A 25126-nucleotide genomic window follows, 5' to 3' on the forward strand; every position below is an offset into this window, starting at 1 on the left:
TACGGTGACCGGGTGACCACCACCGGAGCAACGGTTCGCCTGACCCAGTTCGCCTCCGGCGGTGGCTGCGCGTGCAAGGTCCCGCCGGGCGAGCTCGAGCGGGTGCTCGCCGGGCTCGGGGGGTCGGCCGGTGGCTCGGGCGACGATCTCCTCGTCGGGCTGGAGAACGGCGACGACGGGGCCGTCGTACGCATCGACGGCGACCGGGCCGTCGTGGTCACCGCGGACTTCTTCACGCCCGTGGTCGACGACGCCTACGACTGGGGCCGGATCGCGGCGGCCAACGCGCTGTCGGACGTCTACGCGATGGGTGGCGACCCGATCGTGGCAGTCAACCTGCTCGCCTGGCCGCGCGACCGGATCCCCTTCGAGCTCGCGGCCGAGGTGCTGCGTGGGGGAGCGGCCGTCGCCGCCGAAGCGGGCTGCCATCTCGCCGGCGGCCACAGCATCGACGACCCGGAGCCGAAGTACGGCCTCGCGGTCACCGGCCTCGCCGACCCGTCCCGACTGCTGCGCAACGACGCGGGAGTGGCCGGCGTGCCGCTGACGCTCACCAAGCCGCTCGGCCTGGGCGTCCTCAACAACCGGCACAAGGCGACCGGCGAGGTCTTCGCGGACGCGGTGGCGACGATGACGGCCCTCAACCGCGATGCGTCCCTCGCGGCACGATCGGCGGGGTTGTCCTGTGCCACCGACGTCACCGGCTTCGGCTTGCTCGGCCACCTCTACAAGCTCTGTCGAGCCAGCGGGGTCTCGGCGGTCGTCGACCCCGCGGCCGTCCCCTACCTCGAGGCCGCGCGTCCGTCGCTGGCCGAGGGGTTCGTGCCGGGCGGCAGCCGGCGCAACCTCGACTGGGTGCGCCCGCACGTCACTGCCTCGGCCTCGGTCTCCGACGACGAGCTGCTCCTGCTCGCCGACGCCCAGACCTCGGGCGGCCTCCTCGTCGCCGGAGAGCTTCCCGGCTACCCCGTCATCGGCGAGCTCGTCCCACGCGGGGAGCACGCGATCACTGTGCGCTGAACGTAGTGGGGTTATCGCCGGTTATCGCCGGTGGTCGCCGGTGGTTGAGGCGGTGCACTGAGTGGGCGCCGGCGCCATGTCAAAGGGAGCCTCGAACCCCCGCAGCCAGGCAGGGGCTTTGATGTCTTCGGCTTGCGGGCCGTGGGTGGTTGCGGTCCTTGGCAGCTACGCGGGGGACGCCGCCGGGGTTGCGGTGCTTCCCGGGCTGCGGGCCGCGCGGTCCTTGGCCGCCATCGGCAATGTCTCGAACATGTGATCGATTCGTTACCTTCGGTGGATAACCGCAGGTCAGCGGCCCCTGACTGTCGGTGGCCTCTGGTTGAGTTGGGTCATGGAGCAGCCCACCGGTACGCCGACCACCCCCGCCGGGGTGCCGCTGCCGGAACCGTGCTGGCGATCGACGAGACGATGTGGGTCGCGAAGTCTCGGAGGAGCTGGTCGAGGCGGTGGGTGGCCGAGCGCTCCGCGCCCACCTCGCCGCCCTGGAAGCCGCGGTGGTGGCCGAGGTGCACGCCCGCGGGGTCGCCAAGGGAGTTGGCGTGGGGGTCGACCGCGGAGTGGTTCACCCACCTGGCCGGCACCCACCGCGGCACCGGCCACCAGACCATCCGGCACGCCGACCCTGGTCACGAGCGTCGCGACCCACGCCGCGATGGTCGCGGGCGGGTCACCCGAGCAGGCGCGGTGATCGTGGACGCGGTCGACAGGCTCCCCACCGACCCCGGTGCGGCGGACGGGGAGGCGTTCCTCCTCGATGCCGCGACCCGCCTGAACGCGACCGACCTGGCCAAGGCCGCCCGGCACCTGGTCGAGGTCGCCGACCCCGACGCCGCCGAACGCAAGACCGAGAAGGAGCTGGACCGGCAGGACCGGGCCGCCCACCACCACCGGTTCCTGGCGATCGTCGAGGACGGGCCGGCGGCATCCGGCTCCGCGGCCGGGCACCGTCGAGGACGCCGCCGCGATCAAGGCCGCCCTCCTCCCGCTCACCAAGCCGCCCCCGCGGTCGACCCGACCACGGCGAGGAGAACGTGGACCCCGGGACCACGGCGCCCGGCTGTGGGACGCGCTGGTCGAGACCTGCCGGCACGCCCTGACCACCGACCTGCCACCCGACTGCCACGGCGCCCGCCCCGGATCGCGGTCACCACCAGCCTCGAGGCCTCGAGGCTCCGGCAGGATCGACTGGGCCACCCTCGGCACCGACCTCCCGCCACCGACGACGGGTTGGAGCTCACCCCCGCGTCGTCCGGCGGATGGCCTGCGACGCCGACCTCATCCCCATCGCCCTCGGCACCCAGGGCGAGGTTGGACGTCGGCCGCACCAGCCGACTGGTCACCCCGGCGATCTGGCGGGCCCTGGTCTGCCGCGACCCACTGCGCCTTCCCCGGCTGCACCCGACCCCCGGTGATGGGCCACGCCCACCACATCGTCCACTGGGCCGACCACGGAGAAACCAGCCTGGAACCTGGTGCTGCTCTGCGGCCACCACCACCGCACCATCCACCACACCCCCTGGCAGGTCCGCCTCAACCCGAGACGGCAACCCGAGTTCCTCCCACCCCAGAGACCCGGAGCCCCACCACCCACCTGGATCCGCACCAGAAGGCGTGAGTGAGCAGGGACATCCGGCACCAACCGCCGACCGCCGACATCAACCGGCAACCGCCGGAGCTCCTCCTAGGCTCGTCTCTGTGAGTGACTACGGGCACGACCTCCAGTTCGGCACGTTCCTGACCCCCACGGCGGCAGACGCCGAACGGGTCGTCGAGCTGGCGATGCTGACCGAGGTGGCAGGGCTGGACCTGGTCACCGTGCAGGACCACCCCTACCAGCCGCGCTTCCTGGACGCTTGGGCGCTGCTGGCGACGATCCTCGCGCGCACGACCTCGGTGCGAGTCGCACCCAACGTCGCCAACCTGCCGTTGCGGCCGCCGTTCGTGCTGGCGAGGACGGTGGCCAGCCTCGACGTGCTGAGCCGCGGCCGCGTCGAGCTCGGCCTCGGCGCGGGCGCCTTCTGGGACGCCATCGAGGCGGCGGGCGGGCCGCGGCGTACGCCGGGTGAGGCGCTGGCCGCTCTCGCGGAGGCGATCGGGATCCTCCGCGCGACCTGGGACACCGGCGAGCGGTCGGTGCGGCAGGACGGTGAGCACTACCGCGTGCACGGGGTGCACCCGGGTCCGGCGCCCGCCCACCCCGTGGAGATCTGGCTGGGGGCGATCGGGCCGCGCATGCTCGCGCTGACCGGACGAGTGGCCGACGGCTGGCTGCCGAGCATGTCCTACGTGCCCCCGGACACGCTCGCGGAGCGCAACGCGCGCATCGACGAGGCCGCGATCGCCGCCGGGCGCGACCCGGCGGCTGTCCGGCGGCTCTACAACGTCAACGCCTCGCAGGGCGCCGGGCAGCCGGGGCTGACCGGTGGCCCCTCGGACTGGGCAGAGCAGCTCGCCGAGCTGGCGCTCACCCATGGCATGAGCACCTTCATCCTCGCCACCGACGACGCGAGCACGATCCGGAGGTTCGGGGACGAGGTGGCGCCCGCCACCCGCGACCTCGTGCAGGCGGCCCGGAGCGGGGCACGGCCGAGCACGTCCGAGCAGGCCGTGACGCCCACGGCTCCAGTCGTCGGCGCGGCGTCCCTGGGCGCATCGTCACCGGGCACATCGTCACTGGGCACACCGTCACTGGGCACACCGTCACTGGGCACACCGTCACTGGGCACACCGTCACTGGGCACATCTTCCCTGGGCGTCCGGCCGACGCCCGACGACGGCGTACGCCGCAGCGCGCGGGCCGCCTGGGACGAGGACACCCGGCCCGAGCCGCAGGCCGGGGGAGAGGGGCGCAGATGGACAGCGCACGAGCGCGCGACGGCTCAGCACCTCGTCGACGTGCACGACCACCTGCGCGGCGAGCTGACCCAGCTCTTCGACCTGATCGACCAGGTGGAGGCGGGCAGCGTCGACGCGGGGCGCGCCAGGTCGCTGATCAACACCATGGCCATGCGACAGAACAACTGGACGCTGGGCGCGTTCTGCGAGTCCTACTGCCGCGTCGTCACCACCCACCACACCATCGAGGACACGAGCATGTTCCCCCACCTGCGGGCCAGCGACCCGTCCCTGGATCCGGTGGTCGACCGGCTGGAGGAGGAGCACCACGTCATCGCCGGGGTGCTCGACGACGTGGACCGTGCCCTCGTGGCGGTCGTCTCCGAGCCGGGCGGGATGGCGCGTCTGCGCGAGGCCGTCGACCTGCTCGCAGACACCATGGGCTCGCACCTCGCCTACGAGGAGCGGGTCCTGCTCGAGCCGCTGGCGAGGTTCGGCTTCGCCTGAGGATCGGTTCGCCGGGTGGGTTTGGACCTCAGGTGTGCGGGCTACGGTCGGGGCATGAGCGAAGACCAGCTGCAGCCCCAGGACACCCTCGACGACCGCGGCGTGGACGACGTGCTGGACGAGGGGATCTCCCCGCCAGAGCGCCCGCGTGGCGTGAACGCCAAGGGCGTCACGCCGTTCGAGGCCGCCGAGGGCGAGACCATCGACGACCGGATCCGGCAGGAGGAGCCCGAGGTCTGGGAGCAGGCCGAGATGGAGCGGGACGCCGAGGTCGTCGACGGCCCCGTGGGCGGCGAGGTCGGCGCTGACCGCTCCGGTCGGCTGCTGGCACCCGACGAGGGCGCCCACGCGGACGTGGACGGACTCGTGGCCGACGACGAGGGCATCGACGGGGCTGCGGCGAGCGCTGAGGAGGCCGCGGTCCACACGATCGAGGAGTGACCCACCGGGTCGTCAGGCCGTCTTGCGCTCCGGGCCGGTACGCACGGTCGTCATGAGCCGACGGGCCCAGTCCCGGGCGCGCTCACGCTCGCCGGCAACCAGAGGTCCCCGGACGTCCTCGACGTAGAAGCTCGTGGGGTGGTCGATCACCTCGAAGCCGTGGCCGCGCAGCATCCGCGCGGTCTTGCGGGCCGCCGACCCCGGCCAGTGCTGCACCTTCTCGACCCGGGTGTCGAAGACCGCCACGACCGGTCGGGCGGAGCCGGCGCCGAAGACGTCGTCGATCGAGGTCAGCCAGTCCCGGAGACCGACCGCCGCGCGGGACTCGGGAGCTCCCTGGCGGACCGCGTCCGCCCGCGTGTTGGGCCGGCTCAGGCTGAAGGCGTGCGTCGGCGCACCGAGCACGAGCAGGTCGCACCCGGCGAAGTCCTCCGCACGCACGTGGCGCACGTCCGCCAGGACGACCTGGCCCCGCTCGGCGGCGAGTCCGTCGCCCATCTCGCGGGCGAGCCTCTCGGTGTTGCCGAACATCGACTCGAACACGATGACGGTCTTCATCGGGGTCATGGTCACCTCGGGTGGCTCCGCTCGTGGGTGCTGCGGCCGGTCACGGCTGGTAGCTGTCGTGGGGGACGACGACGGCTCGCCCCCGGACGGTCCCGTGCGCGAGGTCGCGGTAGGCCTGGCCGGCGTCCTCGAGGGTGTAGAGCGTCGTCTCGGTGTGGAGGAGTCCGCGGCTGGCAAGGTCCAGCACCTCCACCAGCTCGCGGCGGTTGCCCCAGTACGTCGTCTGGACGCTCGCCTCGTAGGGCACCCCGAAGAACGACACCGGCAGGGTGCCGCCCGCGATGCCCACGATCGTGATGTCCCCGAGCTGTCGGGCGCTGGCGGCGCCCGCCGCCAGCGTCTCGTCGGAGCCGACGAAGTCGAGGACCACGTCCGCGCCGTGGCCGGCGGTGGCCTCACGCACGTGCTCGACGAGGTCGTCCCCGGGCGCGAGCACCAGGTCCGCCCCGCACGTCTTCGCCAGGTCGCGTGACGACTCCCGTGGGTCGACCGCGATCACGCGGGCGGCCGTCGTCGCGCGCAGGATCTGGATGCCCAGGTGGCCCAGACCGCCCACGCCGAACACCAGGGCGGTCGAGCCCGGCCCGAGCTTCGCGTTCGAGCGGCGCACCGCGTGGTAGGGCGTCAGCCCCGCGTCGGTGAGGGGCGCGGCGTCGACCGGGTCGAGGCCGTCGGGGAGCGGCACGAGGTGCCGTGCCGCGGGCACCAGCAGGTACTCCGCCATGCCGCCGTCGAGACCCAGGCCGCCACCACCGCCGGGCACGGGAGCACGGTCGGGGCGCTCGCAGTAGGTCTCGATACCGTCTCGGCAGTGGGCACAGGCACCGCAGCCCCACGCGCCCACGACGGCGACGGGCTGGCCCGGCTCCACCGAGTCCACGCCCTCGCCGAGGGTGTGCACCCAGCCGGCGTTCTCGTGGCCGAGGGTGAAGGGGGGCGCCCACGGCAGGGCCCCGGCCTCGAAGTCGTGCATGAGGTGGAGGTCGGAGTGGCAGGCGCCGGCCGCGCTGACCTGGACGAGGACCTCGCCGGGCCCGGGCTCCGGGATGGGGACGTCCTCCAGGACCGGCTCGCTCTTCCAGGAGTTCAGGCGCAGTGCCCTCATGCAAGACCTCTCTCTCGTCGAGTACAGCGTGCCGTTGCTTCCCGGCCCTACTCAGGGGCGTCGGACCGGTCGCCGAGGGGACGTTGGTCCCTAGGTCGGCCCCGGCGCGGGCACGAGGGTGGAGCCACCGAGCACCGTCATGTCCGCTGGCGGTGCGTGGACCACGGAGGTCGTCATGCCGCAGCAGAGCCCCAAGCCGGTGGTGGTCGCGGTCGGCAACGACCCCGTCGACAGTGCGCTGGAGTACGCCGCGGCGGAGGCGCTGCGCGACGGGTGCGGCCTCCACGTGCTGCACGCCGTGCACGTGACCCCGACGGGGCCCCAGATGGTGCTCCTCGACTTCGCCGAGATCGAGCAGATCGGTCACGCGACGCTGCACGCGGCCCTCGAGCGTGCGCAGGACCTGGTCGGGGACCGGGTGCCCCTGACCCACGCCCTCGTGCGCGGCCCGGTCGTCCAGTCGATCCTGGAGGCCACCGAGGACGCCCGCCTGGTGGTCCTCCAGCGTCGGGACCTGACCCGGATGATGCGAGCCGTCACCCGCTCGGTCTCCAGTGGCGTGGCGGCGCACGCGCACGTGCCCGTGGTGTCCGTGCCGACCGGCTGGTCGGAGGCCAACCACAACGGAGGTGGGCAGCCGGTCGTCACGGTCGGCGTCGACATCCCCGAGCGGTGTGCTCCGGTCCTCAGCGTCGCTGCCGCCGCCGCCCGTTCGCGTGGTGCGGTCCTGCACGTGCTCCACACCTGGTGGTTCCCGAGCGTCTACGACGACATCATCATGAGCCGCGTCGAGAACGACGCCTGGGCCGACCGGGCGCGCGAGGAGATCCAGGCCGTGCTCGACGGCCTCGGCGACCTGGTCGAGGGCCTCACGATCGAGGTCGAGGCCCGGCACGCCCACCCTGCGGACGCCCTGCTCGACGCCGGACGGGACTCGGTGCTGCTCGTGGTCGGCAGGCACGACCCGCTCGTCCCGGTGGGGTCCCACCTCGGTCCGGTGGCGCGCGCGGTGCTGCGCGAGGCGACCTGCCCGGTGCTGCTGGCCAACCCGACGCACGCCCACCGGGTGAACCCGAACCCCAACCACGGCTCCTCGAGCTCGGCGCCCGAGCCGTACGTGACGTTCTGAGCGCGGCGGGGCCACCCGGCTCGAGCAAGGGCGCCTCGGGAGGGCGCGTCAGGAGAACGTGACGACCGCCGACCCGTTGACCCGCCCGGCGGCGAGGTCGGCCAGGGCCCGGTCGGTCTCGGTGAAGGGGTAGACCGTGGCCTGCACCTGCACGCCCAGCCTGCCGACCAGGTGCAGCAGCTCCTCGCCGTCGCGCCGGGTGTTGGACGTGACCGAGCGCAGGTCCCGCTCGAGGAAGAGGTGCCGCTGGTAGTCCATGGACGGCACGTCGGACATGTGGATGCCCGCCAGCGCGAGGGTGCCCCCACGGTCGAGGGCTTCCAGCGCCACCGGCACCAGGGTCCCGGCCGGTGCGAAGACGATGGCCGAGCTCAGCGGGACCGGCGGGCGGTCCGCCTCGCCGCCGACCCAGGTCGCCCCCATCTTCTCGGCGAGCTTCCGGTTCCCTTCGCCACGGGTCATCACGTAGAGCTCGGCGCCCTCGGCGAGTGCGATCTGGGCGGTGATGTGCGCGCTGGACCCGAAGCCGTAGATACCGAGCCGACCGCCCGGGGGGAGAGCCGCACGACGCAGGGCCCGGTAGCCGATGATGCCGGAGCACAGCAGCGGGGCCGCGTGCACGTCGTCGTACCCGGGGGGCAGCCGGTAGGCGAACGCGGCCGGGACCACGGCGTACTCCGCGAAGCCGCCGTCGGCGTCCCAGCCGGTGTACTCCGAGGCGGGGCAGAGGTTCTCGTCTCCCCGTCGGCACCAGGGACAGGTCCCGCAGGTACGGCGCAGCCAGGCGATGCCCACGCGCTCGCCGGGGGCGAACCGGTCGGTCGCCGTGCCGACCTCGCGCACGACCCCGACCACCTCGTGCCCGGGTACGACGCCGGGGCGGCGGGGGTCGAGGTCTCCCTCGACCAGGTGGAGGTCGGTGCGGCAGACGCCGCACACGCGCACCTGGACGAGGATCTCGTCGGGCGCCGGCTGGGGTCTGGGGCGGCGGTCCAGGGTCAGCGGATGGTGGTCGATGCGCGCGGGGATGGCGACCGACCACGCACGCATCATCCGGGTGCCCGCGCCAGGGGTTCCAGGATGCGCGCGTCGTCCACGTCTGCTGGGACGACAGCGACCGGGCAGTCCACCTGCACGCGGCACCGGCCGGCAAGGCCGGTCCGGTGCTCCTCGACGGGGCCCCCGCTGGTGCCGACCACCAGGAGCTGTTTGCCACGCGCCCTCAGCACCAGCGCGTCCTCGGGCCGGGCGTTCTCCAGGACCATGGACACCGGAACGGCGGCCGGGGTCTCCGCCAGGGCGCAGCGCAGGGCGTCGGCCTGGGCGACGCGCGCACGCTCACGGGCATCGCTGTGGTGGCCGGGGACCTCGCGCACGAACACGGGTCCGGTGTGCGGCCAGGCCGTCACCACCTCGACTCGCCAGTGCCGCTCGGCGGCCGCGGCGAGTGCCCACCTCAGGGCCCGGACGCTCTCCGTGGAGCCGTTGACGCCCACCACGACGACGCCGCTCATGGCAGTACTCCGGGGCCGACGGGGGTGACCTGGAGGCCCGCCAGGTCGTCGAGCGCAGTGTCCGTGGCCGGTCCGGTGTCCTGCCGGGGATCCGGCACCAGGACGACGGGACAGCTCGCGCGGCGGGCCACCTCCGCGCAGGTCGAGCCCTCGGTGAGCTCGTGACCCGGGCCGCTGCGCCGCTGGAGGACGACCTGACGGGCCCGTGTTGCGCGCTGGACGATCACGTCGGGCACGGGACCGGCGTGGGCGAGCTCGGTGCTCACCGGAGCCAGCCCGCCGGCCAGGCCTTCGGCCTGCTCGGCGGCGGCGTGCAGGAGCTGCTCGCCGATGCCCGTCGCCGAGGCGACGCTGCCGGGGACCACGACGTGCAGCAGGTGCACCGCGCAGCCCGCGCGGCGTGCCGCGTCCACGGCGTACCGGAGCGCTGGGCCCGCCTCGTCGTCCACTGCTACCAGGATGGACGGGCTCACCGCTTGCATCGTGCACCTCGCTGACGGGGGCGGACAGGCTCTCTGACGGGCAGGAGGGCAGGCACGTGCGCGACCCCGGCCCTTCGCCCAGCCTCGTCGGCGCACACGCCCCGTGACAGTGACCAAAGGCCCCCATCGGCCGGGACCATGCGCAGCACCGCCCACCGCATCACCCGGCCGCGAGCCGGTACGGGCCATCGAGGCGGGACCCACGTCACCGGCGCGCGGGGACCTCCGGCCCTGAACGCGTGGCGGCCGGAGCGTCACCGTGGGAAGTCAAGGAGGTGGCGGCGATGTCGACGGATGCATCAACCGGGCACGAGGCAGTCCCTCGAGCGTCGCACCGCCCCTCGGGACGCTCCGCGCCGACGCCCTCCTTCTCCGAGCGTCGCCCGCTGACCGGCTCGCTGCTCACCGTCTTCGTGCTCGTCGCGCTCGGCCTCGCCGTCGGGACCGCCCTGGGCAAGGTCCTCGTGATGGTCGCCCAGCTGGTGCTCGGTGTGATCACCCCGGGAGCAGGCAAGTGAGCACCTACCGCGCCTGCTGGAACGCCGTGGCGGGCGTCCTGATGGCGGTCGGCCTCGCCTTCGCGCTCGCCGGTCTGGGGCCGGCCGAGGTCGTCGCCCTGGCGCTCCCGTTGGCCGGGATCGCCGGGCTGTACGCCTATCTCTACGCGCCGGAGGGTGGCGGCGGTGTCGGGCACATCACCGCATGGGCCGTCCGGGTGGGGCTCGGAGCGCCGGCGGCCGTCGGCCTGATGGCACCGCTCGGCCCGGCCTCACTGATCCCGTTCGCGATCTTCCTGTGCGGGGCGCCACCGCTCGTCGCCTGGCTCCGGCAGAGGTACGGCGAGCCCGCGCGTTCCTGGGTCTCCCGGCCCTCGGTCGCGGCCCGGATCAGCGACCACGACCTGGCGCTGGCCTGGCAGTCGAGCTACGTCGCCCTGCAGACGACCACCGACGTGGCCACGAAGGCGCGGATCGTGCAGATGCGCACGGTGCTGCTCGACGAGCTCGAGCGCCGCTCGGCTCCCTCGTGGCGCACCCGGCGCTGGGTGGCGAGCCCGGACCAGCTCTACGAGGCCCGGACCCGCCCCTGAACCGTCACGCTGGCGCTGTCAGCGCTTGAAGGCGGAGACGTTCACGGCGTAGCTGCTGTCGTTGTCCTTCGGCTTGCCGTGGCACGACAGGTTGGTGTGCCGGCCGCAGTCGAAGCGCGTGGACGCGTTGGCCAGGGTGATGCTCACCGCTTGACCGTCGCGTGGCTGAAGGCGAACGACAGCGTGCCGGCGCCCGAGCGCGACAGCTGGACCTGCTTGCGGATCGGCTTGCCCTGGACCCGGTCGATCACCACGACCACCGCCGGGCTCTTCGCGCGGCCCGGCGCGTCCACGACGACGCGACCCCTCCAGCGGCTGCCCTTCAGTGTGGCGTCGGGCTTCATGACGACGTCACGTGCCGCCATGTGGTTCACCGAGAGCTTCGCGCCGCCGCTGCGGTGGTCGCGGGCGAGGGTCCAGTGCCTGTCGATCTTGGCGCTCGGCCAGGCGCTGCCCTCGGCGTACGACTGCGCGGGGCTCACGTTGGCGGCCGCGTAGCCGCCGAAGACCGACGTGAAGCCGCCGTGGCTGCGCAGCGCGCTCGAGATCGCCTGGGTGGAGTACTGCTTCCCGGCGCCCGGGAAGTTGCCCGCCAGGTTCCAGATCTGGCGCACCAGGCCGGCGCCGTAGTGGCTGCTGAGGTACTCGAAGAACGGCCAGTTGCCGTACTGGTTGAAGCCCGTCGGGTTGTAGACGTCGAGGGAGGTGTAGGGCAGCCGGACCTGGCCGTAGGGGAGGTACTGCCGGTTGTCGTTGATGCCGTCGGCGAAGCGCTCCTCCATCCAGGTGGAGGTGGCCTCCATCATCCAGTGGTCTTCCTTGTAGTCGTAGCCGAACTGGACGGCGTGGAAGAACTCGTGGGCGGCGGTCACGCGCAGGCTGTCGACCGGCCGGGCGCCCCCGAACTGGGAGGAGGAGAAGTCGTTGTCGAGCACGCAGTAGCCCGAGGCCTCGCGGGTCCGGCCGGGCTTGAGGTACTCCGGCGCGCAGTAGCCGTAGAGGCCCTGGCTGCCGACGTCCTTGAGGTAGACGTCGAAGAGGTTGTTGCCGCCGTGCTTGCCGTCCTTGACCGGCGCCCGGTAGCCCAGGTCGCCGACCTCCTTCTGCCACACCTGGTTCATGGTCTTCAGCGACTTGTCGACCCACGTCGCGCTGGGCGGCGCGTCCGAGGTGGTGGGCACCCAGTGGATGCAGAAGTGGCCCTTGCACTTGCGCTTGGCCGGCACCGTGTAGCCGTCGCCGTAGGGGTCGCGGCTGCCGTCGGTCGGCCGGGCGAGCACCGAGTGTGCGGCCCGGCGGTCGCTCGGGGAGAGGTCCGGGAGGGCGGCGAAGAGGTCGCGCATCGCCAGCGTCGCCTCGGGGCGGGAGCCGGAGGCGGCGGCGGGCGCTGCGCCGGTGAGCACCTGGCGAGCGTGGTCCAGGGCGCGGCGCGCCTGCTGGGCCGCGACCGTGCCCGTGGCCTGACCGACGGGCGGCAGGGCGACGGGAAGGTTCGCGGGAACCGTGATCCGCGCGGTGCCATCGGTGGCGGACGAGGCCGTGGCCGGGGCCAGCGAGAGGGCCGCAGACGCGGCCGCGGACATGGCCACCAGGGCGGCGGCGAACGAACGGCGCATGAGATTTCCCCTTGATCTCCGAGTGTGTGGGCGACGGCATCTCACCGCCGGTGGGAGGCTCCGAGCCTGACCGGACCAGTGGCCACCCTAAACCGGCGGCGCAACACGGGCCCGCCTCGGCCTCAGCTGGTGGCCGAGATCTTCTCGATCAGCGCGGTCGTGGAGATGGCCGGCGTCCGCGGGAGGTAGACCACCTCGCAGATGTCCCTGAACTCGTCGAACCGGCCGGTCCAGTCGTCGCCCATCACCAGCACGTCGGCGCCGAACTGCACGATGTAGTCGCGCTTCAGCTCGAGGCTCTCTCGACGAAGACCTCGTCGACGGGCTTGAGGGCGGCGACGATCGCGAGGCCGCTCGGCCTGGCTGAAGACGGGCTCGCGGCCCTTCTTGCGCAGGTTGAGCTCGTCGGCCGACACGCCGACCACCAGGCGGTCACCAAGGGCCGCGGCGCGCTCGATCACCCGGAGGTGGCCGACGTGGAAGACGTCGAAGGTGCCGAAGGTGATCACGGTGCGAGCCATGCCCGGGATTCTGGCACGACCGGCCGCCGGGGGCCGAGTTCGCGCCGTCCGGCCGGCAGTGCACGCGATCTCGCCCGGCCCTGGGGGACAATCGGCCGCAATGGCTGCCACGATCTCGATGACCACGCCCGACTCCGCCGCCGACGGCGCCCGACGTCGGGCCCTGCGCCGGATGCGGACCCTCGCCGTCTCGCTGCTCGGCTTCGCCGCCGTGGTGTACGTCGCCACGCTCGGGCCGACGGCTTCTGGGGCTTCGTGAACGCCGGCGCGGAGGCGCGATGGTGGGTGCGATCGCGGGACTGGTTCGCGGTCACGGCACTCTTCAAGCACCCGTTGGGGCTCCCGGTCCCGCACACCGCGCTGATCCCGCGGCGCAAGGACGAGCTGGGGCGCAGCCTCCAGGAGTTCGTGGGGGAGAACTTCCTGCAGGAGGACATCATCCGCGACCGGATCGCGGCTGCGACGATCTCGCAGCGGATCGGGCGCTGGCTCTCGGACCCGGCCCATGCGCGCCGGGTGGTCGACGAGGCCGCCGACGTGGCCGCGATCGGGCTCGGCAAGGTGCGCGACGAGCACATCGCGGACCTGGTCACCGAGGCCCTGGTGCCGCGCTTCCGGGAGGAGCCGATCTCCCCGCTCCTCGGCGGCCTGCTGGGCGAGATGGTGCGCGACGACCTGCACCACGGGCTCGTCGACCTGGCGCTCGAGGAGCTGCACGAGTGGCTGGTGCACAACCCCGAGACCGTCGCCGAGATCCTGGGGGAGCGGGCTCCCTGGTGGACCCCGACGCGGCTCAACGACGCCGTGACCTCACGCATCCACCTCGAGCTGGTCCGCTGGGTCGGCGACATCCGTGACGACCCGCGCCACCATGCCCGCCAGGCTCTGGACTCGATGCTGGCGCAGCTGTCGACCGACCTGCTGGAGGACCCCGAGACCCAGGCGCGCACCGAGCGCCTCAAGGAGCGCCTGCTCGACCACCCCCAGGTGATCGCCTCCAGCATCTCGCTGTGGAACGCGCTGCGCCGTGCGCTGCTGACCTCCCTGTCCGATCCCGAGGGTGCGGTGCGCCAGCGGCTCATGGTCGAGTTGTCGCACTTCGCCGGGCGGCTCGAGGCAGAGGAGGAGCTGCGGTGGCGCCTGGACGGCATCGCCGCCGACGTGGCGGTCTTCGCCGTCGACCGTTACGGCAGTGAGCTGACCGCGGTGATCACGCACACCATCGAGCGCTGGGACGGCAAGGAGGCAGCCCGCCGCATCGAGCTGCACGTCGGCCGCGACCTGCAGTTCATCCGCATCAACGGCACCATCGTCGGCGGCCTGGTGGGTGTGCTCATCCACTCGGCCAGCGTGCTGATCTCCTGATGGCCAGCGTGCTGAACTCGTGACGAGCGGCGTGGTGGTTCACTGATCCGCGTGAGCGAACCCATGGACGTCCCGATCCGCGACGAGTCGATCCGGCTCGGCCAGTTCCTGAAGCTGGCCAACCTCGTCGAGTCGGGTGCGGAGGCCAAGCCGCTCATCGCCGACGGCGCGGTCGAGGTCAACGGCGAGGTCGAGACCCGCCGGGGCCGCCAGCTCGTGCTGGGCGACGTCGTCACCCTGGGTGGGCAGTCGGCCCGCGTCTCCGACGAGAGCGCGGCGACGACCTGCCCTGGTAGCCCTCAGCTGACGCCCCTCAGCTGACACCCAGCAGGTCCACCACGAAGATCAGGGTCTCGCCGGGCTTGATGACGCCCCCCGCGCCACGGTCGCCGTAGCCCAGGTGCGGCGGGATGACGAGCTGGCGACGGCCGCCGACCTTCATGCCCTGCACGCCCTGGTCCCAGCCCGAGATGACCTGGCCGATGCCGAGGCGGAAGCGGAGCGGCTCCCCGCGGTTGTACGACGCGTCGAACTCCTCGCCGGTCGAGTGGGCGACGCCCACGTAGTGCACGGAGACGGTGTTGCCGGCGGCGGCCTCCGGGCCCTCGCCGACGGTGATGTCGGTGACGACCAGGTCGGCCGGGACCTCGAAGTCGGGGAAGTCGATCTCGGGCTTGTCCATGATGTCCTCTCGGCGGGGGATCGGGTCGCTCGACGATAGTCGAGCACCGCGCCGTCCCCGCACGGAGGAGGGGTCAGGACCGGTGGACGTACTCGTCGAGCTGGTCGCGCTCGAACTGCAGCTGGTCGATGTGGTGCTTGACCACGTCGCCGATGCTGATGATCCCGACCAGCCGGCCCTCGTGGACGACCGGCACGTGCCGGACCCGGCGCTCGGTCATCACCTTCATTAGCTCGTCGACGTGGGTGTCCTCGTCGCACGTCTCCACGACGGCGGTCATGATCGCCGCGACCGTGTTGTTGATGACGGTGCCGTCGTGGTGCAGGTGCCGCACGACGTCGCGTTCGCTGACGATGCCCTCGACGGTCGTGCCGTCGGAGCTGACGATCAACGCCCCCACGTTGTGCTCGGCGAGCTGCGCGATCAGCTCGCGGACACCTGCCTCGGGTCCGATCGTCACCACGTCGAGGCTGGGCTTGGCCCTGAGCACGTCACCGATCCGCATCACTGCACCTCCGAAGGACCGCCCTGTCGGGCGTCGTGTCGAGCGTCACCTCCGACGCTACTCGTGATCCGGCAGCGTTGAACAGGTCGACGCGCCACCGGTGAGACGGCGTCCGCGCCGGGCCGGTTCCGGTGGCGCTCAGTCGAGCTCGTGCCCGTCCTCGGACCCTCGGCCGGGCGCGGCCGGCGCGAGTGCAGCTCGGAGACCGAGCCGGCACCCCGGGGGCGCGAGTCGGGGTCGGCCTCGTCGTGGGGGAGGGAGCCGAGGAAGGCCAGGGCCGCCTCGTGCAGGTGCCCGTTGGAGGCCAGCGCGTTGCCGCCGAATGGGCCGTCGGTGCCGTCGAGCGAGGTGAACCGGCCGCCCGCCTCACGCACGATCACGTCCAGCGCGGCCATGTCGTACAGCTCCAGGTCCGGCTCCGCAGCCAGGTCGACCGCCCCCTCGGCGAGCAGCATGTAGGACCAGAAGTCTCCGTAGGCGCGGGTCCGCCAGCAGCGCCGGGTCAGCGAGACGAAGTCCTCGAGGCGGCCGCTCTCGTCCCAGCCCGACAGCGAGGAGTAGGCGAACGAGGCGTCCTCGAGCCGGCGGACGTCGGAGACCTGGCAGCGGGTCGCCTTGAGCAGCGACCGCCCGGTCCACGCGCCGTTGCCGACCGAGGCCCACCAGCGCCGCTGCAGCTGGGGCGCCGAGACGACCCCGAGCACCACCTCGTCGTCGACGACCAGCGAGATGAGCGTGGCCCACACGGGCACGCCGCGCACGTAGTTCTTGGTGCCGTCGATCGGGTCGACCACCCACCGGCGCTGGCTGTGGCCGGTGGAGCCCTGCTCCTCGCCGATCACCGCGTCGCGGGAGCGCACCCGCGAGAGCGTCCGCCGGATGCCCTCCTCGACGGCCTGGTCGGCGTCGGTCACCGGGGTCAGGTCCGGCTTGCTCATGACGTGCAGGTCGAGCGCCTTGAACCGCGCCTGGGTCAGTGAGTCGGCGTCGTCGGCGAGCACGTGCGCGAGGCGCAGGTCGTCGGTGTAGTCGCGGGGACCTGAGGTCGGCATGGGCACAGGCTATGCCCAGCGAACCGGGCGTACGGTGTCTGCATGGAGGTCAACGGTCTCCCGTTGCATCCGCTCGTGGTGCATGCGGCCGTCGTCTTCGGGCCGTTGGCCGCCCTGCTGGCGGTCGGTTACGTCGCGCTCCCGGGCCGCCGCGACGGCCTGCGCTGGCCGATGCTCGGCCTCGCCCTGGTGGCCGGCGTGTCGGTGCTGGCGGCGTACCTCACCGGCCGCTACTTCCTGACCCAGCGTCCCGAGCTCGCCCAGCTTCCGGGCGTGTCGACGCACCGTGCCCGCGCCAAGGTGACCCTGGTGGTGACCTTCGTGTTCACCGTCGTGGCGATCGCGTCGGCCTGGCTGCACACCCGCACCGGGGCCGTGCGCCTCCTGCTCGCCGCCGCGCTCGGCGTCTCGGCGCTCGCCACGCTGGTCATGGTGGTGCTCACCGGCGACGCCGGTGCACGGGCGGTCTGGGGTCAGTAGCGCCCCGGCCCGCCAGTACCTCCGTCAGTACGCCGGTCAGTACTCCCATCAGTACGCAGGGTCGCTGCGGGCGGCGAGCAGCCGCCGGAACGACGACACCCGCTCGGGGTCCGCCCGCCCGCCGTGACCGCGTCGTCGAGTCCGCACTCCGGCTCGTCCTCGCCGTGCGTGCACCCCCGCGGGCAGTCCCCGGTCATCTCGTCGAGGTCGGGAAAGGCCCCGATCAGGTCCTCGGGCTGCACGTGCGCCAGGCCGAACGACCGGATGCCGGGGGTGTCGATGATCCAGCCCTCGAGATCCGGCAGCGCGAGCATGAAGGCCGACGTCGAGGTGTGCCGTCCCCGCCCGGTCACGGCGTTCACGTGCCCCACGTCGCGCCCGGCGTCGGGCACGAGGGCGTTGACCAGGGTGGACTTGCCGACGCCGCTGGAGCCGACCAGCACGCTGGTCCGCTCGCGGAGGCGGTCCCGGAGCGCGGTGAGGTCGCCGCCGCGGCTGGTGACCACCCAGGGCACGCCCAGGGAGCGGTAGGTCGAGAGCAACGTCTCGGGGTCGGCCAGGTCGGCCTTCGTCAGGCACAGCAGCGGCTGCATCCCGGCGTCGTACGCCGCGACCAGCGCGCGGTCGATCAGCCGTGGCTGCGGCTCGGGGTCGGCCAGCGCGGTCACGATGACCAGCTGCTCGGCGTTGGACACGATGACCCGCTCGACGGGGTCGTCGTCCTCGGCGGTACGGCGCAGCGTGGTCAGCCGCTCGGTCACCTCGACGATCCGCGCCAGGCTGCCCACGGCGCCCGAGGTGTCACCGACGACGCGCACCCGGTCGCCGACGACGACCCCCTTGCGGCCCAGCGGGCGCGCCTTCATCGCCATCACCCTGGTGCCGTCGATGAGCAGCGTGAATCGGCCGCGGTCGACGGTGACGACCACGCCGTCGACGGCGTCGTCGTAGCGCGGCCGCTCCTTGGTCCGGGGCCGGGTGTGTCGCCGAGGGCGCTCGTAGTGCTCGTGGTCGTGCTCGCTGTAGCGACCGCTCATCCCGGGGCGTCCTCGCGGGTGAGCAGACGGGACCAGAAGCCTGCGAAGTCGGGGAAGGTCTTCCCGGTGGTCGCGATGTTCTCGACGAGGACGCCGTCGACCGCCGCGCCGACGATGACCCCGGCGTGGGCCATCCGGTGGTCGGGCGTAGGTGTGGAAGACACCCCCGTTCAGCGTCGCGGGGCGCAGGCTCAGTCCGTCGGCGTGCTCGACGACGTCGGCGCCGCGCGCTCCGAGCTCGGTGGCCAGTGCCGCCAGCCGGTCGGTCTCGTGCCCGCGGATGTGCGCGATCCCGCGCAGGTGGGACGGCGACGAGGCGACGGCGCACAGCGCGGCGACGGCCGGCGCCAGCTCGCCGACGTCGTGCAGGTCGACGTCGATGCCCTCCAGCGTCCCGGTGCCGCTCACGCGCAGGCCGTCCTCGACCCGCTCGACGCGACAGCCCATCCGCGCCAGGATCTCGCGCAGCGCGTCGCCCGCCTGCGTCGTGCTCTCCGGCCAGTCACGCACGGTGACGGACCCGCCGGACACGGCGGCCAGGGCGAGGAACGGCGCGGCGTTGGACAGGTCCGGCTCGATCACGTGGTCGACGGCCAGGACCGGCCCCGGTGCGACGGCCCAGCGGTCGGGATCGGCGTCGTCCACCTCGACCCCGTGCCGGCGCAGCATTGCCACCGTCATGTCGATGTGGGGGAGTGAGGGCACCGGCTTGCCGTCGTGGCGGACGTCCACGCCGTGGTCGTAGCGCGCACCGGCGAGGAGGAGCGCCGAGATGAACTGCGACGACGCAGAGGCGTCGACCACCACCCGGCCGCCGCGGACCGCTCCGGTGCCGCGCACGGTGAAGGGCAGCGAGCCGGTGCCGCCGTCGTCGATGCTCACGCCCAGCGAGCGCAGCGCCGTGAGCACCTCGCCGACGGGGCGCGAGCGCATGTGCGGGTCGCCGTCGAACGCGACGGAGCCACGCGACAGACCGGCGACCGGGGGGACGAAGCGCATCACGGTCCCCGCGAGCCCGCAGTCGACGCCGGCGTCACGGTCGAAGGCGCCGGGACGGACGACCCAGTCCTCGCCGGTGGTGTCGACGGTCGACCCCAGGGCGGTGAGCGCGGCGGCCATCAGCGTCGTGTCGCGCGACCGCAGGGCCCGGCCGACCGTCGACGGGCCGTCGGCCAGGGCGGCCAGCACCAGGGCCCGGTTGGTCAGGGACTTGCTCCCGGGCAGCGAGACGGTGGCCTCGACGGGAGTCGCGGCACGGGGCGCGGGCCACGGGTCGGGCACGGTCGGCGTCGTCACTCGCGCAAGACTAACGACGCTGGCGCGGGTCGCCGTACGCGTGCCCGGACCCGTGAGACCGCTCGCTCAGCTGACCTTGGCCTTGGCCAGCTTGGCCTCCTGCCGCGCCGACTGGGCCAGGTGCCTGGCCTCGCGGCGCGCGTCCTTGGCGACGCGGCGGGCGCGCCAGGCGACACCGGGCTTCCCGTCGGTGTCGCCGGCGGCGATGATCAGCCCGCCGAGCATGGAGACGTTCTTGAAGAAGTGGAGCTGCTGCTGGGTGCGGGTGTCCTTGTCGGGGGCCTCCCAGAAGCGGTGGCCGGCGAGGGTGGTCGGCACCAGCGAGGCCGCGAGGACCGCGGACGAGAGGCGAGGCGCGCGCCCGGTGGCCAGGGCCGCGGCCGCGCCGAGCTGCACGACGGCGTTGACGCGCACCTGCGTCACCGGGTCCTCCGGCAGCGGGAGCGAGGGAGCGGCCTTGCGGATCATGGGCACGAGCTTGTCGCCGACGGGGCCGGCCTTCTTGGCCAGGGCGGGGGCGTTGCGCAGGGCGTTGACCCCACCGACCACGAACATCGAGGCGAGCATGGGACGGGCGATCATTCGGCTGACGGTCATGGCACCTTCATACCCGATCGAGCCCGGGTCAGACCTCGACCGGGGTCGGACCTTGCCCGGGTCGGACTCTGCCCAGGGACTGCTCAGGGGCCGAGCCGGACGCGGGCGGTGTTGTCCGAGGGGTCGGACTCCGTGACAGAGCCCTCGGGTCGGACCGTGAAGGTCAGCGTCGTCGGCGCGTCCGGCAGCGCCCCGACCGCGAAGGTGAACGTCGCCGGGCTGCCGGTCACCCGGCAGCTCCCGTGACCGGTCCCGATGCCGGTGCAGCGTGGGTCGGGCGCCAGGGTCACCGAGGTGTGGTCGGCGCTGACGTCCAGGTCGGCGACCTGCCCCGGCCCGAGCCCGGTCACCGTGACGTCGACCCGGCCACCGGCTCCCAGGACGGGCGAGGCCGTGGCGACGACCATGAGGTCGACGCTGTCCGGCGGTGCCGCGGTGGAGCCGGGATCGTCGACCGGCTGGCTGGGCGGCGGCTGCGTGTGTTGGCCGGACGGGGGCTGGGCGGAGGGCGGCTGGGTCGACGGCCCGCCGGACGGGTGCTGGCCCGAGGAGGGGCTCGCCGGGTGGTCCGGCGCCGGCGTCGGACCGGTGGTGTCGGCGACCGGGACGGCGGCAGGGTGGCCGGCCCCGGGCGCCGGCGCACGCATGCCGCGGTGGTGGGACGGGTCGGGCGATCGACGCGCATCCCTCCCACGACCGGCCCCACGGCTCTCCGGCCCGGCCTCCGAGGCAGGCACGGTCCGGACGTGACCCGGCTGGGTCGGCGCGAAGGGATGCAGCAGCGTCCCCACCACCACCGTCGAGGCTGCGATCCCGGCGACGGCGGTCGCGGGCGTGTGTGTCACGACGAGGTCGCGGGCCCGCCCGAGGAGCAGCGACAGTCCGCCCGACGACGCGGCGCCGGCCGCCGCTCCGGTGTACGACGCTCCGACGTACGCCGCCGCGGCCCCGCCGAGGAGCAGGGGTGCTAGCAGTCCGGACAGGCCGCTGTTGATCTCGAGGAGCTCGAGGTAGACGGCCGTGCACCGCCGGCACTCCAGGAGGTGGCGCTCGACCCGCGAGGAGTCGCGTCGCGACAGCCCGCCACGGACGTGGGCGCCGAGGTGCTCCTGGGCCCACAGGCAGGTCGCGTCGGCGGTGTCCTGGGCGTGCATCGACAAGAACGCCTGGCGGAGACCCTCGCGGGCCCGGTAGGCCAGCGCGGACACCGAGTTGGGGCTCAGCCCCAGCAGGGGCGCGACCTCGGCGGGCTTCTGCCCCTCCACCTCGGTGTGCCACAGCACGAGCTGCCAGCGCTCGGGCAGCGACGCGAAGGCGCGCGCGGCCGCGGCGTTCTCGAAGCCCTCGATCGCGGTGTCGCGGAAGGGGACCCCGGGGTCGAACGGGGTCAGGTCGTCGGTGGGATGGAGCCGGGCGCCGGCGCGGATCCGGTCCACGTGGAGGCGGCGGACGGCCGTCAGCAGGTAGGCCCGGAACGCGAGGTCGGGCCCGCCGCCGCGCTGGAGCACGCCGAGCACCTTGGCGAAGGCGTCGGAGACCAGGTCGTCTACGTCCGGCCCCCGACACCAGCTGGCGCGCGAGACGCCGGGCGGCCTCGACGTGCCGCTCGAACAGGGGCCCGAACGCGTGCACGTCCCCACCCCGGACCGCCGAGATCAGCTCGGCGTCCGCGGGGGCGTCGGCCCTGGGCAGCGTGGTGCTCACGGAGGTCCAACGCGCGAAGTCCCGAAAGATCACGAACGAGTTCTCGTGACGCCCGCCACGAAAATGCGCCGTACCGCGTCATGGCCACCCGCCCGCGCCGTCACTACCCCGAGAACCGGGACCGGGAGGAGCAGCCGTGGGGATGTTCGCGACGAGGGCGCGCCGTCCCGCGGACGACCCCGGGGCAAGGGGGGAGCTGTCCGAGGAGCAGCGGCAGGCACTGCCGCCGCTCTTCGAGGCGGTAGGGGAGGCCCTCGCCTCGGGTGGGGGAGTGGAGGCGCCCTGCGAGGCCGTGGGGCGCCTCCTCGCCGCCCGGGGGACCTCGCTCGACGAGGCGCTCGAGGCGCTCGCCCGCACCGCTCGCGCGGTCACCGGCCGGGACCCCGACCACGCGGCTGCCCGTGCGGTCGCGGTCGCCTGGTCCGACGCCACGCTGACCTACCTGCACCGGCTCGCCTGCGACGACCCGCTCACCGGGCTCGCGAGCATGCCGCACCTCCGGGGACGCCTCGCCGACCTCTACCGGGGGGACTGGGACCTGGCCGTGGGCGACCTGGCCGTGGGCGATCTGGGGGGCAGACGGTCCACACGCGACGGACACGCCCTGGTGATGATCGAGGCGCCGTCCTTGCGCGGTGAGGGTGATGCTCCGTCCCGCACCGACGACCTGACCGGCTCCCTGCTGCTGGGCCAGCTCGGAGCCACGGCCCGGCTCGTCTTCGCCGGCAGCGAGACCATCGGCCGCGTGGGGGCCACGCGCGTCGCTGTCCTGGCCCGTCGGGACCGACTGGGGCCGCGGGTCGCCGTGCTGACCCGGATGCTCGAGGAGCTCGGTCCGCCCGTACGGGTGTGGATCGAGGGCCTCCCCGGGACGGACGGTGCCGCCGCCGCGCTGCTGGACGAGCTCGCGAGGGGCTGACAGCACCTAGGCTGGCGCCCATGTGCGGTCGTTACGCGTCGAGCCGGCGTCCGGAGGACCTCGTCGAGGAGTTCGAGATCGAGGACAACCGGGTCGCCGAGCCGCTCGCGCCCGACTACAACGTGGCGCCCACCAAGGAGGTGTACGCCGTCGTCGAGCGGCCGCCCCGGGCGGACGAGTCCGGTGAGGAGCAGCCGCCGGAGCGCCAGCTGCGGGTGCTGCGCTGGGGGCTGGTGCCCTCGTGGGCGAAGGACCCCGCGATCGGCAACCGGATGATCAACGCCCGGATGGAGACCGTCGCGGAGAAGCCGGCGTACAAGCGTGCGTTCGCGAAGCGCCGCTGCCTGCTGCCCGCCGACGGCTACTTCGAGTGGTACCCGACCCAGCAGCTCACCAAGTCGGGCAAGCCCCGCAAGCAGCCGTTCTTCATCCGGCCCGCGGACGGCGGGGTGCTGGCGATGGCCGGCCTCTACGAGATCTGGCGCGATCCCACGCGCGACGACGACGACCCCGAGCGGTTCCGCTGGACGTGCACGGTGCTGACCACGGAGGCCGAGGACGCCGTGGGGCACATCCACGACCGGATGCCGCTGCTCGTCGAGCGGGACCGCTGGCAGCAGTGGCTCGACCCGACCGTCGCGGACCGCGACGACCTGCTGGGGCTGCTGGTCCCGGCCGCTCCCGGCCGGCTGGAGGCGTTCCCCGTCTCCACGGCGGTGAGCAACGTGCGCAACAACGGTCCGGAGCTGGTCGAGCCCATCCCGGCAGAGGAGGCCCTGAGTTGAGCACCGAGCGCATCGTCGCCACCCCGCACGGCGACGGCAGGCTGGTGACCGACCGGTCCCGCCACCCGTTGGCCACCCTGCTGGTCAGCCACGGCGCCGGCAACGGCATCGACACCCGGGACCTCGAGGCGCTGGCCCGCAACCTGCCGCGCAACGGGATCACGGTGGTGCGCTTCGAGCAGCCGTGGAAGGTCGCCGGCCGCAAGGTGGCGACGTCGCCGAAGAGCCTGGACGAGGCGCTGGTCGCCGCGGCCAACCAGCTGCGTGTTCGCACCCCCATGGTCGTCGGCGGCCGGTCGGCGGGTGCCCGGTCGGCGGCGCGCTGCGCGCGGGACCTGGGAGCGGTGGGCTGCCTGGCGCTGGCGTTCCCCCTTCATCCTCCGGGCCACCCGGAGAAGTCGCGGCTCCCGGAGCTGCGCGGGGCCCGCGTCCCCACCTTGGTGATCCAGGGCGAGCGCGACACGATGGGAAGGCCCGAGGAGTTCCCCGCCGACGTCGAGATGGCGGTCGTCCCGTCGGCCGACCACTCGTTGAAGGTGCTGGCGCGTGGGCCGGTGTCCCAGGACGACGCCATGGAGATCGTGGTGGAGGCGACCCTGGAGTGGATCGTGCGCGAAGTGACGGGCAGCGCCCGGCAGCGACCCGGTGTGGCGCACGGGTCACCGGGCGGGAATGGGCTCGACACCTGAGGCGTTGTGCGGGTGTGCTTGCCATCCTGGAACCGTCCACCAGCCGCGTCCCCGCGCCGCGCAGGGGCGACGACCTAGACTGGGGGACGATGACTGACTCCCTGAACCTGCCCGACGAGGTCGTGGACCCGGCCACCGAGACCGACGAGCAGCGCTCGGCACGGTTCGAGCGTGACGCCCTTCCCTTCCTGGACCAGCTCTACTCGGCTGCCATGCGGATGACGCGCAACCCCGCGGACGCCGAGGACCTGGTGCAGGAGACCTTCGCCAAGGCGTACTCGTCGTTCCACCAGTTCCGGCCCGGCACCAACCTCAAGGCCTGGCTCTACCGCATCCTCACCAACACCTTCATCAACTCCTACCGCAAGAAGCAGCGCGAGCCGCAGCAGTCGATGTCCGAGGACGTCGAGGACTGGCAGCTCGCCCGGGCGGAGTCCCACACCTCGAGGGGACTGCGGTCGGCGGAGATGGAGGCGCTCGAGCACCTGCCCGACTCGCAGGTCAAGGACGCCCTCCAGCGGCTCCCGGAGGAGTTCCGGCTCGCTGTCTACCTCGCCGACGTCGAGGGATTCGCCTACAAGGAGATCGCCGAGATCATGGAGACACCCATCGGCACCGTCATGTCCCGGCTCCACCGGGGCCGCCGCCAGCTGCGTGACATGCTCTCGGACTACGTACGCACCAACGACCTGCTCGCCGTCGGCCGCGAGGGAGGCAAGTCGTGAGCACGCACACGACCACCACGAGCCGTCCACCAGCGACTGCGCCGACTTCCTCGAGCGCATCGTCTACTTCCTCGACAACGAGCTCGACGAGGCCGACTGCTCGGCCGTCCGGCTCCACCTCGACGCGTGCAACCCCTGCCTGGAGAAGTACGACCTGCAGCGCACGGTCAAGGCCGTCGTGGCGCGGTCCTGCTCCGAGTCCGCCCCGCAGGAGCTGCGTGACCGGGTGATGTTCCGGATCCGCGAGGTGCAGGTCCGGATCAGCGAGGGCTGAGGTCCTCCGGACCCGTTCTTCGCACGAACGTGACGAGCCCCCGACCTGCTGGTCGGGGGCTCGTTCGTTCGCTACGTCAGTAGCAGCGCTCAGGCGTTGGGGCGCTTGCCGTGGTTCGCGCCCTTCTTCTTGCGAGCGCGACGCTTGCGGCCGGTCTTGCCCATGGTGTCCTCCGGTTCGGTTCAGTTC

Annotated in this window: 28 protein-coding genes and 4 pseudogenes; 15 read left to right on the forward strand and 17 right to left on the reverse strand. The window is 73.0% G+C overall.

The genetic code is table 11. The features are described 5' to 3' along the window. Positions 1-12: 12 nt before the first annotated feature. Positions 13-1020, forward strand: coding sequence for a selenide, water dikinase SelD (gene selD / locus H0S67_RS08330; protein ID WP_180936211.1), 1008 nt, complete (start codon positions 13-15; stop codon positions 1018-1020). Between the two features lie 329 nt (positions 1021-1349). Here selD and H0S67_RS08335 read toward each other — a convergent pair whose 3' ends face one another. Further along, positions 1350-1628 (reverse strand): hypothetical protein, encoded by a 279-nt coding sequence (locus H0S67_RS08335; protein WP_180936212.1) that lies wholly within the window; start codon positions 1626-1628, stop codon positions 1350-1352. Positions 1629-2715: 1087 nt separating this feature from the next. On the opposite strand from H0S67_RS08335, the gene H0S67_RS08340 reads away from it, so the two are divergent. Both H0S67_RS08340 and H0S67_RS08345 read left to right on the forward strand, forming a co-directional pair. Then, a complete protein-coding gene (locus tag H0S67_RS08340) occupies positions 2716-4362 on the forward strand; it encodes an LLM class flavin-dependent oxidoreductase (protein WP_180936213.1) in 1647 nt (548 codons plus the stop codon). A gap of 54 nt (positions 4363-4416) precedes the next feature. Next, positions 4417-4803 (forward strand): DUF5709 domain-containing protein, encoded by a 387-nt coding sequence (locus tag H0S67_RS08345; protein WP_180936214.1) that lies wholly within the window; start codon positions 4417-4419, stop codon positions 4801-4803. A gap of 12 nt (positions 4804-4815) precedes the next feature. Here H0S67_RS08345 and H0S67_RS08350 read toward each other — a convergent pair whose 3' ends face one another. Next, on the reverse strand, positions 4816-5361 hold the full coding sequence (locus tag H0S67_RS08350; RefSeq protein ID WP_180936215.1) for a flavodoxin family protein: 546 nt from the start codon (positions 5359-5361) through the stop codon (positions 4816-4818). Positions 5362-5410: 49 nt separating this feature from the next. Then, positions 5411-6475: an NAD(P)-dependent alcohol dehydrogenase gene (locus H0S67_RS08355; protein ID WP_180936216.1), complete on the reverse strand. Its 1065-nt coding sequence runs from the start codon at positions 6473-6475 to the stop codon at positions 5411-5413. 175 nt (positions 6476-6650) lie between these two features. Between H0S67_RS08355 and H0S67_RS08360 the strand changes: the two genes are divergently transcribed. Further along, a complete protein-coding gene (locus H0S67_RS08360; protein WP_180936217.1) occupies positions 6651-7604 on the forward strand; it encodes a universal stress protein in 954 nt (317 codons plus the stop codon). Positions 7605-7652: 48 nt separating this feature from the next. Here the strand turns inward: H0S67_RS08360 and H0S67_RS08365 are convergent, their stop codons facing one another. The 3 genes from H0S67_RS08365 to H0S67_RS08375 are packed head-to-tail and all read right to left on the reverse strand — an operon-like array spanning position 7653 to position 9591. After that, positions 7653-8657, reverse strand: coding sequence for a zinc-dependent alcohol dehydrogenase family protein (locus H0S67_RS08365; RefSeq protein ID WP_246355219.1), 1005 nt, complete (start codon positions 8655-8657; stop codon positions 7653-7655). Beyond that, positions 8654-9118 carry a universal stress protein gene (locus tag H0S67_RS08370; RefSeq protein ID WP_180936218.1) on the reverse strand — a complete coding sequence of 155 codons (465 nt, stop codon included), beginning with the start codon at positions 9116-9118 and terminating at the stop codon, positions 8654-8656. Before H0S67_RS08370 ends, H0S67_RS08365 begins: the two co-directional genes overlap by 4 nt. Continuing rightward, on the reverse strand, positions 9115-9591 hold the full coding sequence (locus tag H0S67_RS08375) for a universal stress protein (RefSeq protein ID WP_180936219.1): 477 nt from the start codon (positions 9589-9591) through the stop codon (positions 9115-9117). The genes H0S67_RS08370 and H0S67_RS08375 overlap by 4 nt, the downstream gene beginning before the upstream one ends. Before the next feature lie 293 nt (positions 9592-9884). On the opposite strand from H0S67_RS08375, the gene H0S67_RS08380 reads away from it, so the two are divergent. Together H0S67_RS08380 and H0S67_RS08385 are read left to right on the forward strand one after the other, a co-directional pair. Further along, positions 9885-10118, forward strand: a complete 234-nt coding sequence (locus H0S67_RS08380; protein WP_180936220.1) for a hypothetical protein — start codon at positions 9885-9887, stop codon at positions 10116-10118. Beyond that, on the forward strand, positions 10115-10690 hold the full coding sequence (locus H0S67_RS08385) for a hypothetical protein (RefSeq protein ID WP_180936221.1): 576 nt from the start codon (positions 10115-10117) through the stop codon (positions 10688-10690). Before H0S67_RS08380 ends, H0S67_RS08385 begins: the two co-directional genes overlap by 4 nt. Before the next feature lie 18 nt (positions 10691-10708). Here H0S67_RS08385 and H0S67_RS26545 read toward each other — a convergent pair whose 3' ends face one another. The 3 genes from H0S67_RS26545 to H0S67_RS08395 form a co-directional block, all read right to left on the reverse strand. After that, positions 10709-10837 (reverse strand): hypothetical protein, encoded by a 129-nt coding sequence (locus H0S67_RS26545; RefSeq protein ID WP_281368978.1) that lies wholly within the window; start codon positions 10835-10837, stop codon positions 10709-10711. Further along, on the reverse strand, positions 10834-12306 hold the full coding sequence (locus tag H0S67_RS08390) for an MXAN_6640 family putative metalloprotease (RefSeq protein WP_180936222.1): 1473 nt from the start codon (positions 12304-12306) through the stop codon (positions 10834-10836). Before H0S67_RS08390 ends, H0S67_RS26545 begins: the two co-directional genes overlap by 4 nt. A 122-nt stretch (positions 12307-12428) precedes the next feature. Beyond that, positions 12429-12827 carry an FAD synthase family protein gene (locus tag H0S67_RS08395; protein ID WP_246355220.1) on the reverse strand — a complete coding sequence of 133 codons (399 nt, stop codon included), beginning with the start codon at positions 12825-12827 and terminating at the stop codon, positions 12429-12431. 100 nt (positions 12828-12927) lie between these two features. Here H0S67_RS08395 and H0S67_RS24730 point away from each other — a divergent pair, with 100 nt between their 5' ends. The 3 genes and pseudogenes from H0S67_RS24730 to H0S67_RS08405 all read left to right on the forward strand — a co-directional run bounded on the left by H0S67_RS24730 (position 12928) and on the right by H0S67_RS08405 (position 14488). Beyond that, positions 12928-13086, forward strand: a complete 159-nt coding sequence (locus tag H0S67_RS24730; RefSeq protein WP_246355221.1) for a hypothetical protein — start codon at positions 12928-12930, stop codon at positions 13084-13086. Positions 13087-13112: 26 nt separating this feature from the next. Next, positions 13113-14192 (forward strand): DUF445 domain-containing protein, encoded by a 1080-nt coding sequence (locus tag H0S67_RS08400; protein ID WP_246355222.1) that lies wholly within the window; start codon positions 13113-13115, stop codon positions 14190-14192. Positions 14193-14255: 63 nt separating this feature from the next. After that, positions 14256-14488: pseudogene (locus H0S67_RS08405) on the forward strand (RNA-binding S4 domain-containing protein). A 17-nt stretch (positions 14489-14505) separates the two neighbouring features. Here the strand turns inward: H0S67_RS08405 and H0S67_RS08410 are convergent. The 3 genes and pseudogenes from H0S67_RS08410 to H0S67_RS08420 all read right to left on the reverse strand — a co-directional run. Beyond that, positions 14506-14874, reverse strand: coding sequence for an FKBP-type peptidyl-prolyl cis-trans isomerase (locus H0S67_RS08410; protein WP_180936224.1), 369 nt, complete (start codon positions 14872-14874; stop codon positions 14506-14508). 73 nt (positions 14875-14947) lie between these two features. Continuing rightward, on the reverse strand, positions 14948-15379 hold the full coding sequence (locus H0S67_RS08415) for a CBS domain-containing protein (RefSeq protein WP_180936225.1): 432 nt from the start codon (positions 15377-15379) through the stop codon (positions 14948-14950). Between the two features lie 263 nt (positions 15380-15642). Beyond that, positions 15643-16431 (reverse strand): annotated as a pseudogene (locus tag H0S67_RS08420) (inositol monophosphatase family protein); the annotation flags it as partial. Between the two features lie 42 nt (positions 16432-16473). Here H0S67_RS08420 and H0S67_RS08425 point away from each other — a divergent pair. Beyond that, a complete protein-coding gene (locus tag H0S67_RS08425; protein ID WP_180936227.1) occupies positions 16474-16911 on the forward strand; it encodes a DUF2231 domain-containing protein in 438 nt (145 codons plus the stop codon). 48 nt (positions 16912-16959) lie between these two features. Here H0S67_RS08425 and rsgA read toward each other — a convergent pair. The 4 genes and pseudogenes from rsgA to H0S67_RS08445 all read right to left on the reverse strand — a co-directional run bounded on the left by rsgA (position 16960) and on the right by H0S67_RS08445 (position 21349). After that, positions 16960-17948 (reverse strand): annotated as a pseudogene (rsgA, locus tag H0S67_RS08430) (ribosome small subunit-dependent GTPase A). Next, positions 17945-19229, reverse strand: a pseudogene (aroA, locus tag H0S67_RS08435) (3-phosphoshikimate 1-carboxyvinyltransferase). Before aroA ends, rsgA begins: the two co-directional pseudogenes overlap by 4 nt. Before the next feature lie 81 nt (positions 19230-19310). Then, positions 19311-19841 carry a DoxX family membrane protein gene (locus H0S67_RS08440; protein WP_180936228.1) on the reverse strand — a complete coding sequence of 177 codons (531 nt, stop codon included), beginning with the start codon at positions 19839-19841 and terminating at the stop codon, positions 19311-19313. An 83-nt stretch (positions 19842-19924) separates the two neighbouring features. Then, positions 19925-21349 (reverse strand): sigma-70 family RNA polymerase sigma factor, encoded by a 1425-nt coding sequence (locus tag H0S67_RS08445; RefSeq protein WP_246355223.1) that lies wholly within the window; start codon positions 21347-21349, stop codon positions 19925-19927. A gap of 338 nt (positions 21350-21687) precedes the next feature. Here H0S67_RS08445 and H0S67_RS08450 point away from each other — a divergent pair, with 338 nt between their 5' ends. From H0S67_RS08450 to rsrA, 5 genes are all read left to right on the forward strand, one after another. Beyond that, a complete protein-coding gene (locus H0S67_RS08450; RefSeq protein WP_180936831.1) occupies positions 21688-22464 on the forward strand; it encodes a hypothetical protein in 777 nt (258 codons plus the stop codon). Positions 22465-22484: 20 nt separating this feature from the next. Next, positions 22485-23249 carry an SOS response-associated peptidase gene (locus tag H0S67_RS08455; protein ID WP_180936230.1) on the forward strand — a complete coding sequence of 255 codons (765 nt, stop codon included), beginning with the start codon at positions 22485-22487 and terminating at the stop codon, positions 23247-23249. Beyond that, entirely contained in the window at positions 23246-23938 is a 693-nt protein-coding gene (locus H0S67_RS08460; RefSeq protein WP_180936231.1) for an alpha/beta hydrolase family protein, read from the forward strand. Before H0S67_RS08455 ends, H0S67_RS08460 begins: the two co-directional genes overlap by 4 nt. A gap of 89 nt (positions 23939-24027) precedes the next feature. Further along, positions 24028-24663 (forward strand): sigma-70 family RNA polymerase sigma factor, encoded by a 636-nt coding sequence (locus H0S67_RS08465; RefSeq protein WP_180936232.1) that lies wholly within the window; start codon positions 24028-24030, stop codon positions 24661-24663. Further along, entirely contained in the window at positions 24593-24937 is a 345-nt protein-coding gene (gene rsrA, locus H0S67_RS08470) for a mycothiol system anti-sigma-R factor (protein ID WP_180936233.1), read from the forward strand. Before H0S67_RS08465 ends, rsrA begins: the two co-directional genes overlap by 71 nt. A gap of 89 nt (positions 24938-25026) precedes the next feature. Here rsrA and H0S67_RS27990 read toward each other — a convergent pair whose 3' ends face one another. Beyond that, the gene (locus H0S67_RS27990; RefSeq protein ID WP_369759046.1) at positions 25027-25101 is read right to left on the reverse strand and encodes a 50S ribosomal protein bL37; all 75 of its coding nucleotides are present in this window, start codon (positions 25099-25101) and stop codon (positions 25027-25029) included. Between the last annotated feature and the right edge of the window lie 25 nt (positions 25102-25126).

Origin of the sequence: Nocardioides ungokensis (genome assembly GCF_013466985.1) — a bacterium.
Lineage (GTDB): Bacteria > Actinomycetota > Actinomycetes > Propionibacteriales > Nocardioidaceae > Nocardioides > Nocardioides ungokensis.

What these genes read in the sequence shown, in the direction of transcription:
- H0S67_RS08370 (WP_180936218.1), bottom strand. Translation starts at nt 9,118, where the DNA reads ATGAGCGGCGTCGTCGTGGTGGGCGTCAACGGCTCCACGGAGAGCGTC.
- H0S67_RS08455 (WP_180936230.1), top strand. Translation starts at nt 22,485, where the DNA reads ATGTGCGGTCGTTACGCGTCGAGCCGGCGTCCGGAGGACCTCGTCGAG.
- H0S67_RS08335 (WP_180936212.1), bottom strand. Translation starts at nt 1,628, where the DNA reads ATGGTCTGGTGGCCGGTGCCGCGGTGGGTGCCGGCCAGGTGGGTGAAC.
- H0S67_RS08360 (WP_180936217.1), top strand. Translation starts at nt 6,651, where the DNA reads ATGCCGCAGCAGAGCCCCAAGCCGGTGGTGGTCGCGGTCGGCAACGAC.
- H0S67_RS08380 (WP_180936220.1), top strand. Translation starts at nt 9,885, where the DNA reads ATGTCGACGGATGCATCAACCGGGCACGAGGCAGTCCCTCGAGCGTCG.
- H0S67_RS08450 (WP_180936831.1), top strand. Translation starts at nt 21,688, where the DNA reads ATGTTCGCGACGAGGGCGCGCCGTCCCGCGGACGACCCCGGGGCAAGG.
- H0S67_RS08410 (WP_180936224.1), bottom strand. Translation starts at nt 14,874, where the DNA reads ATGGACAAGCCCGAGATCGACTTCCCCGACTTCGAGGTCCCGGCCGAC.
- H0S67_RS08365 (WP_246355219.1), bottom strand. Translation starts at nt 8,657, where the DNA reads ATGATGCGTGCGTGGTCGGTCGCCATCCCCGCGCGCATCGACCACCAT.
- H0S67_RS08465 (WP_180936232.1), top strand. Translation starts at nt 24,028, where the DNA reads ATGACTGACTCCCTGAACCTGCCCGACGAGGTCGTGGACCCGGCCACC.
- H0S67_RS24730 (WP_246355221.1), top strand. Translation starts at nt 12,928, where the DNA reads ATGGCTGCCACGATCTCGATGACCACGCCCGACTCCGCCGCCGACGGC.
- H0S67_RS08345 (WP_180936214.1), top strand. Translation starts at nt 4,417, where the DNA reads ATGAGCGAAGACCAGCTGCAGCCCCAGGACACCCTCGACGACCGCGGC.
- H0S67_RS08350 (WP_180936215.1), bottom strand. Translation starts at nt 5,361, where the DNA reads ATGAAGACCGTCATCGTGTTCGAGTCGATGTTCGGCAACACCGAGAGG.
- H0S67_RS08415 (WP_180936225.1), bottom strand. Translation starts at nt 15,379, where the DNA reads ATGCGGATCGGTGACGTGCTCAGGGCCAAGCCCAGCCTCGACGTGGTG.
- H0S67_RS08390 (WP_180936222.1), bottom strand. Translation starts at nt 12,306, where the DNA reads ATGCGCCGTTCGTTCGCCGCCGCCCTGGTGGCCATGTCCGCGGCCGCG.
- H0S67_RS08425 (WP_180936227.1), top strand. Translation starts at nt 16,474, where the DNA reads ATGGAGGTCAACGGTCTCCCGTTGCATCCGCTCGTGGTGCATGCGGCC.
- H0S67_RS08355 (WP_180936216.1), bottom strand. Translation starts at nt 6,475, where the DNA reads ATGAGGGCACTGCGCCTGAACTCCTGGAAGAGCGAGCCGGTCCTGGAG.
- H0S67_RS08395 (WP_246355220.1), bottom strand. Translation starts at nt 12,827, where the DNA reads ATGGCTCGCACCGTGATCACCTTCGGCACCTTCGACGTCTTCCACGTC.
- H0S67_RS08440 (WP_180936228.1), bottom strand. Translation starts at nt 19,841, where the DNA reads ATGACCGTCAGCCGAATGATCGCCCGTCCCATGCTCGCCTCGATGTTC.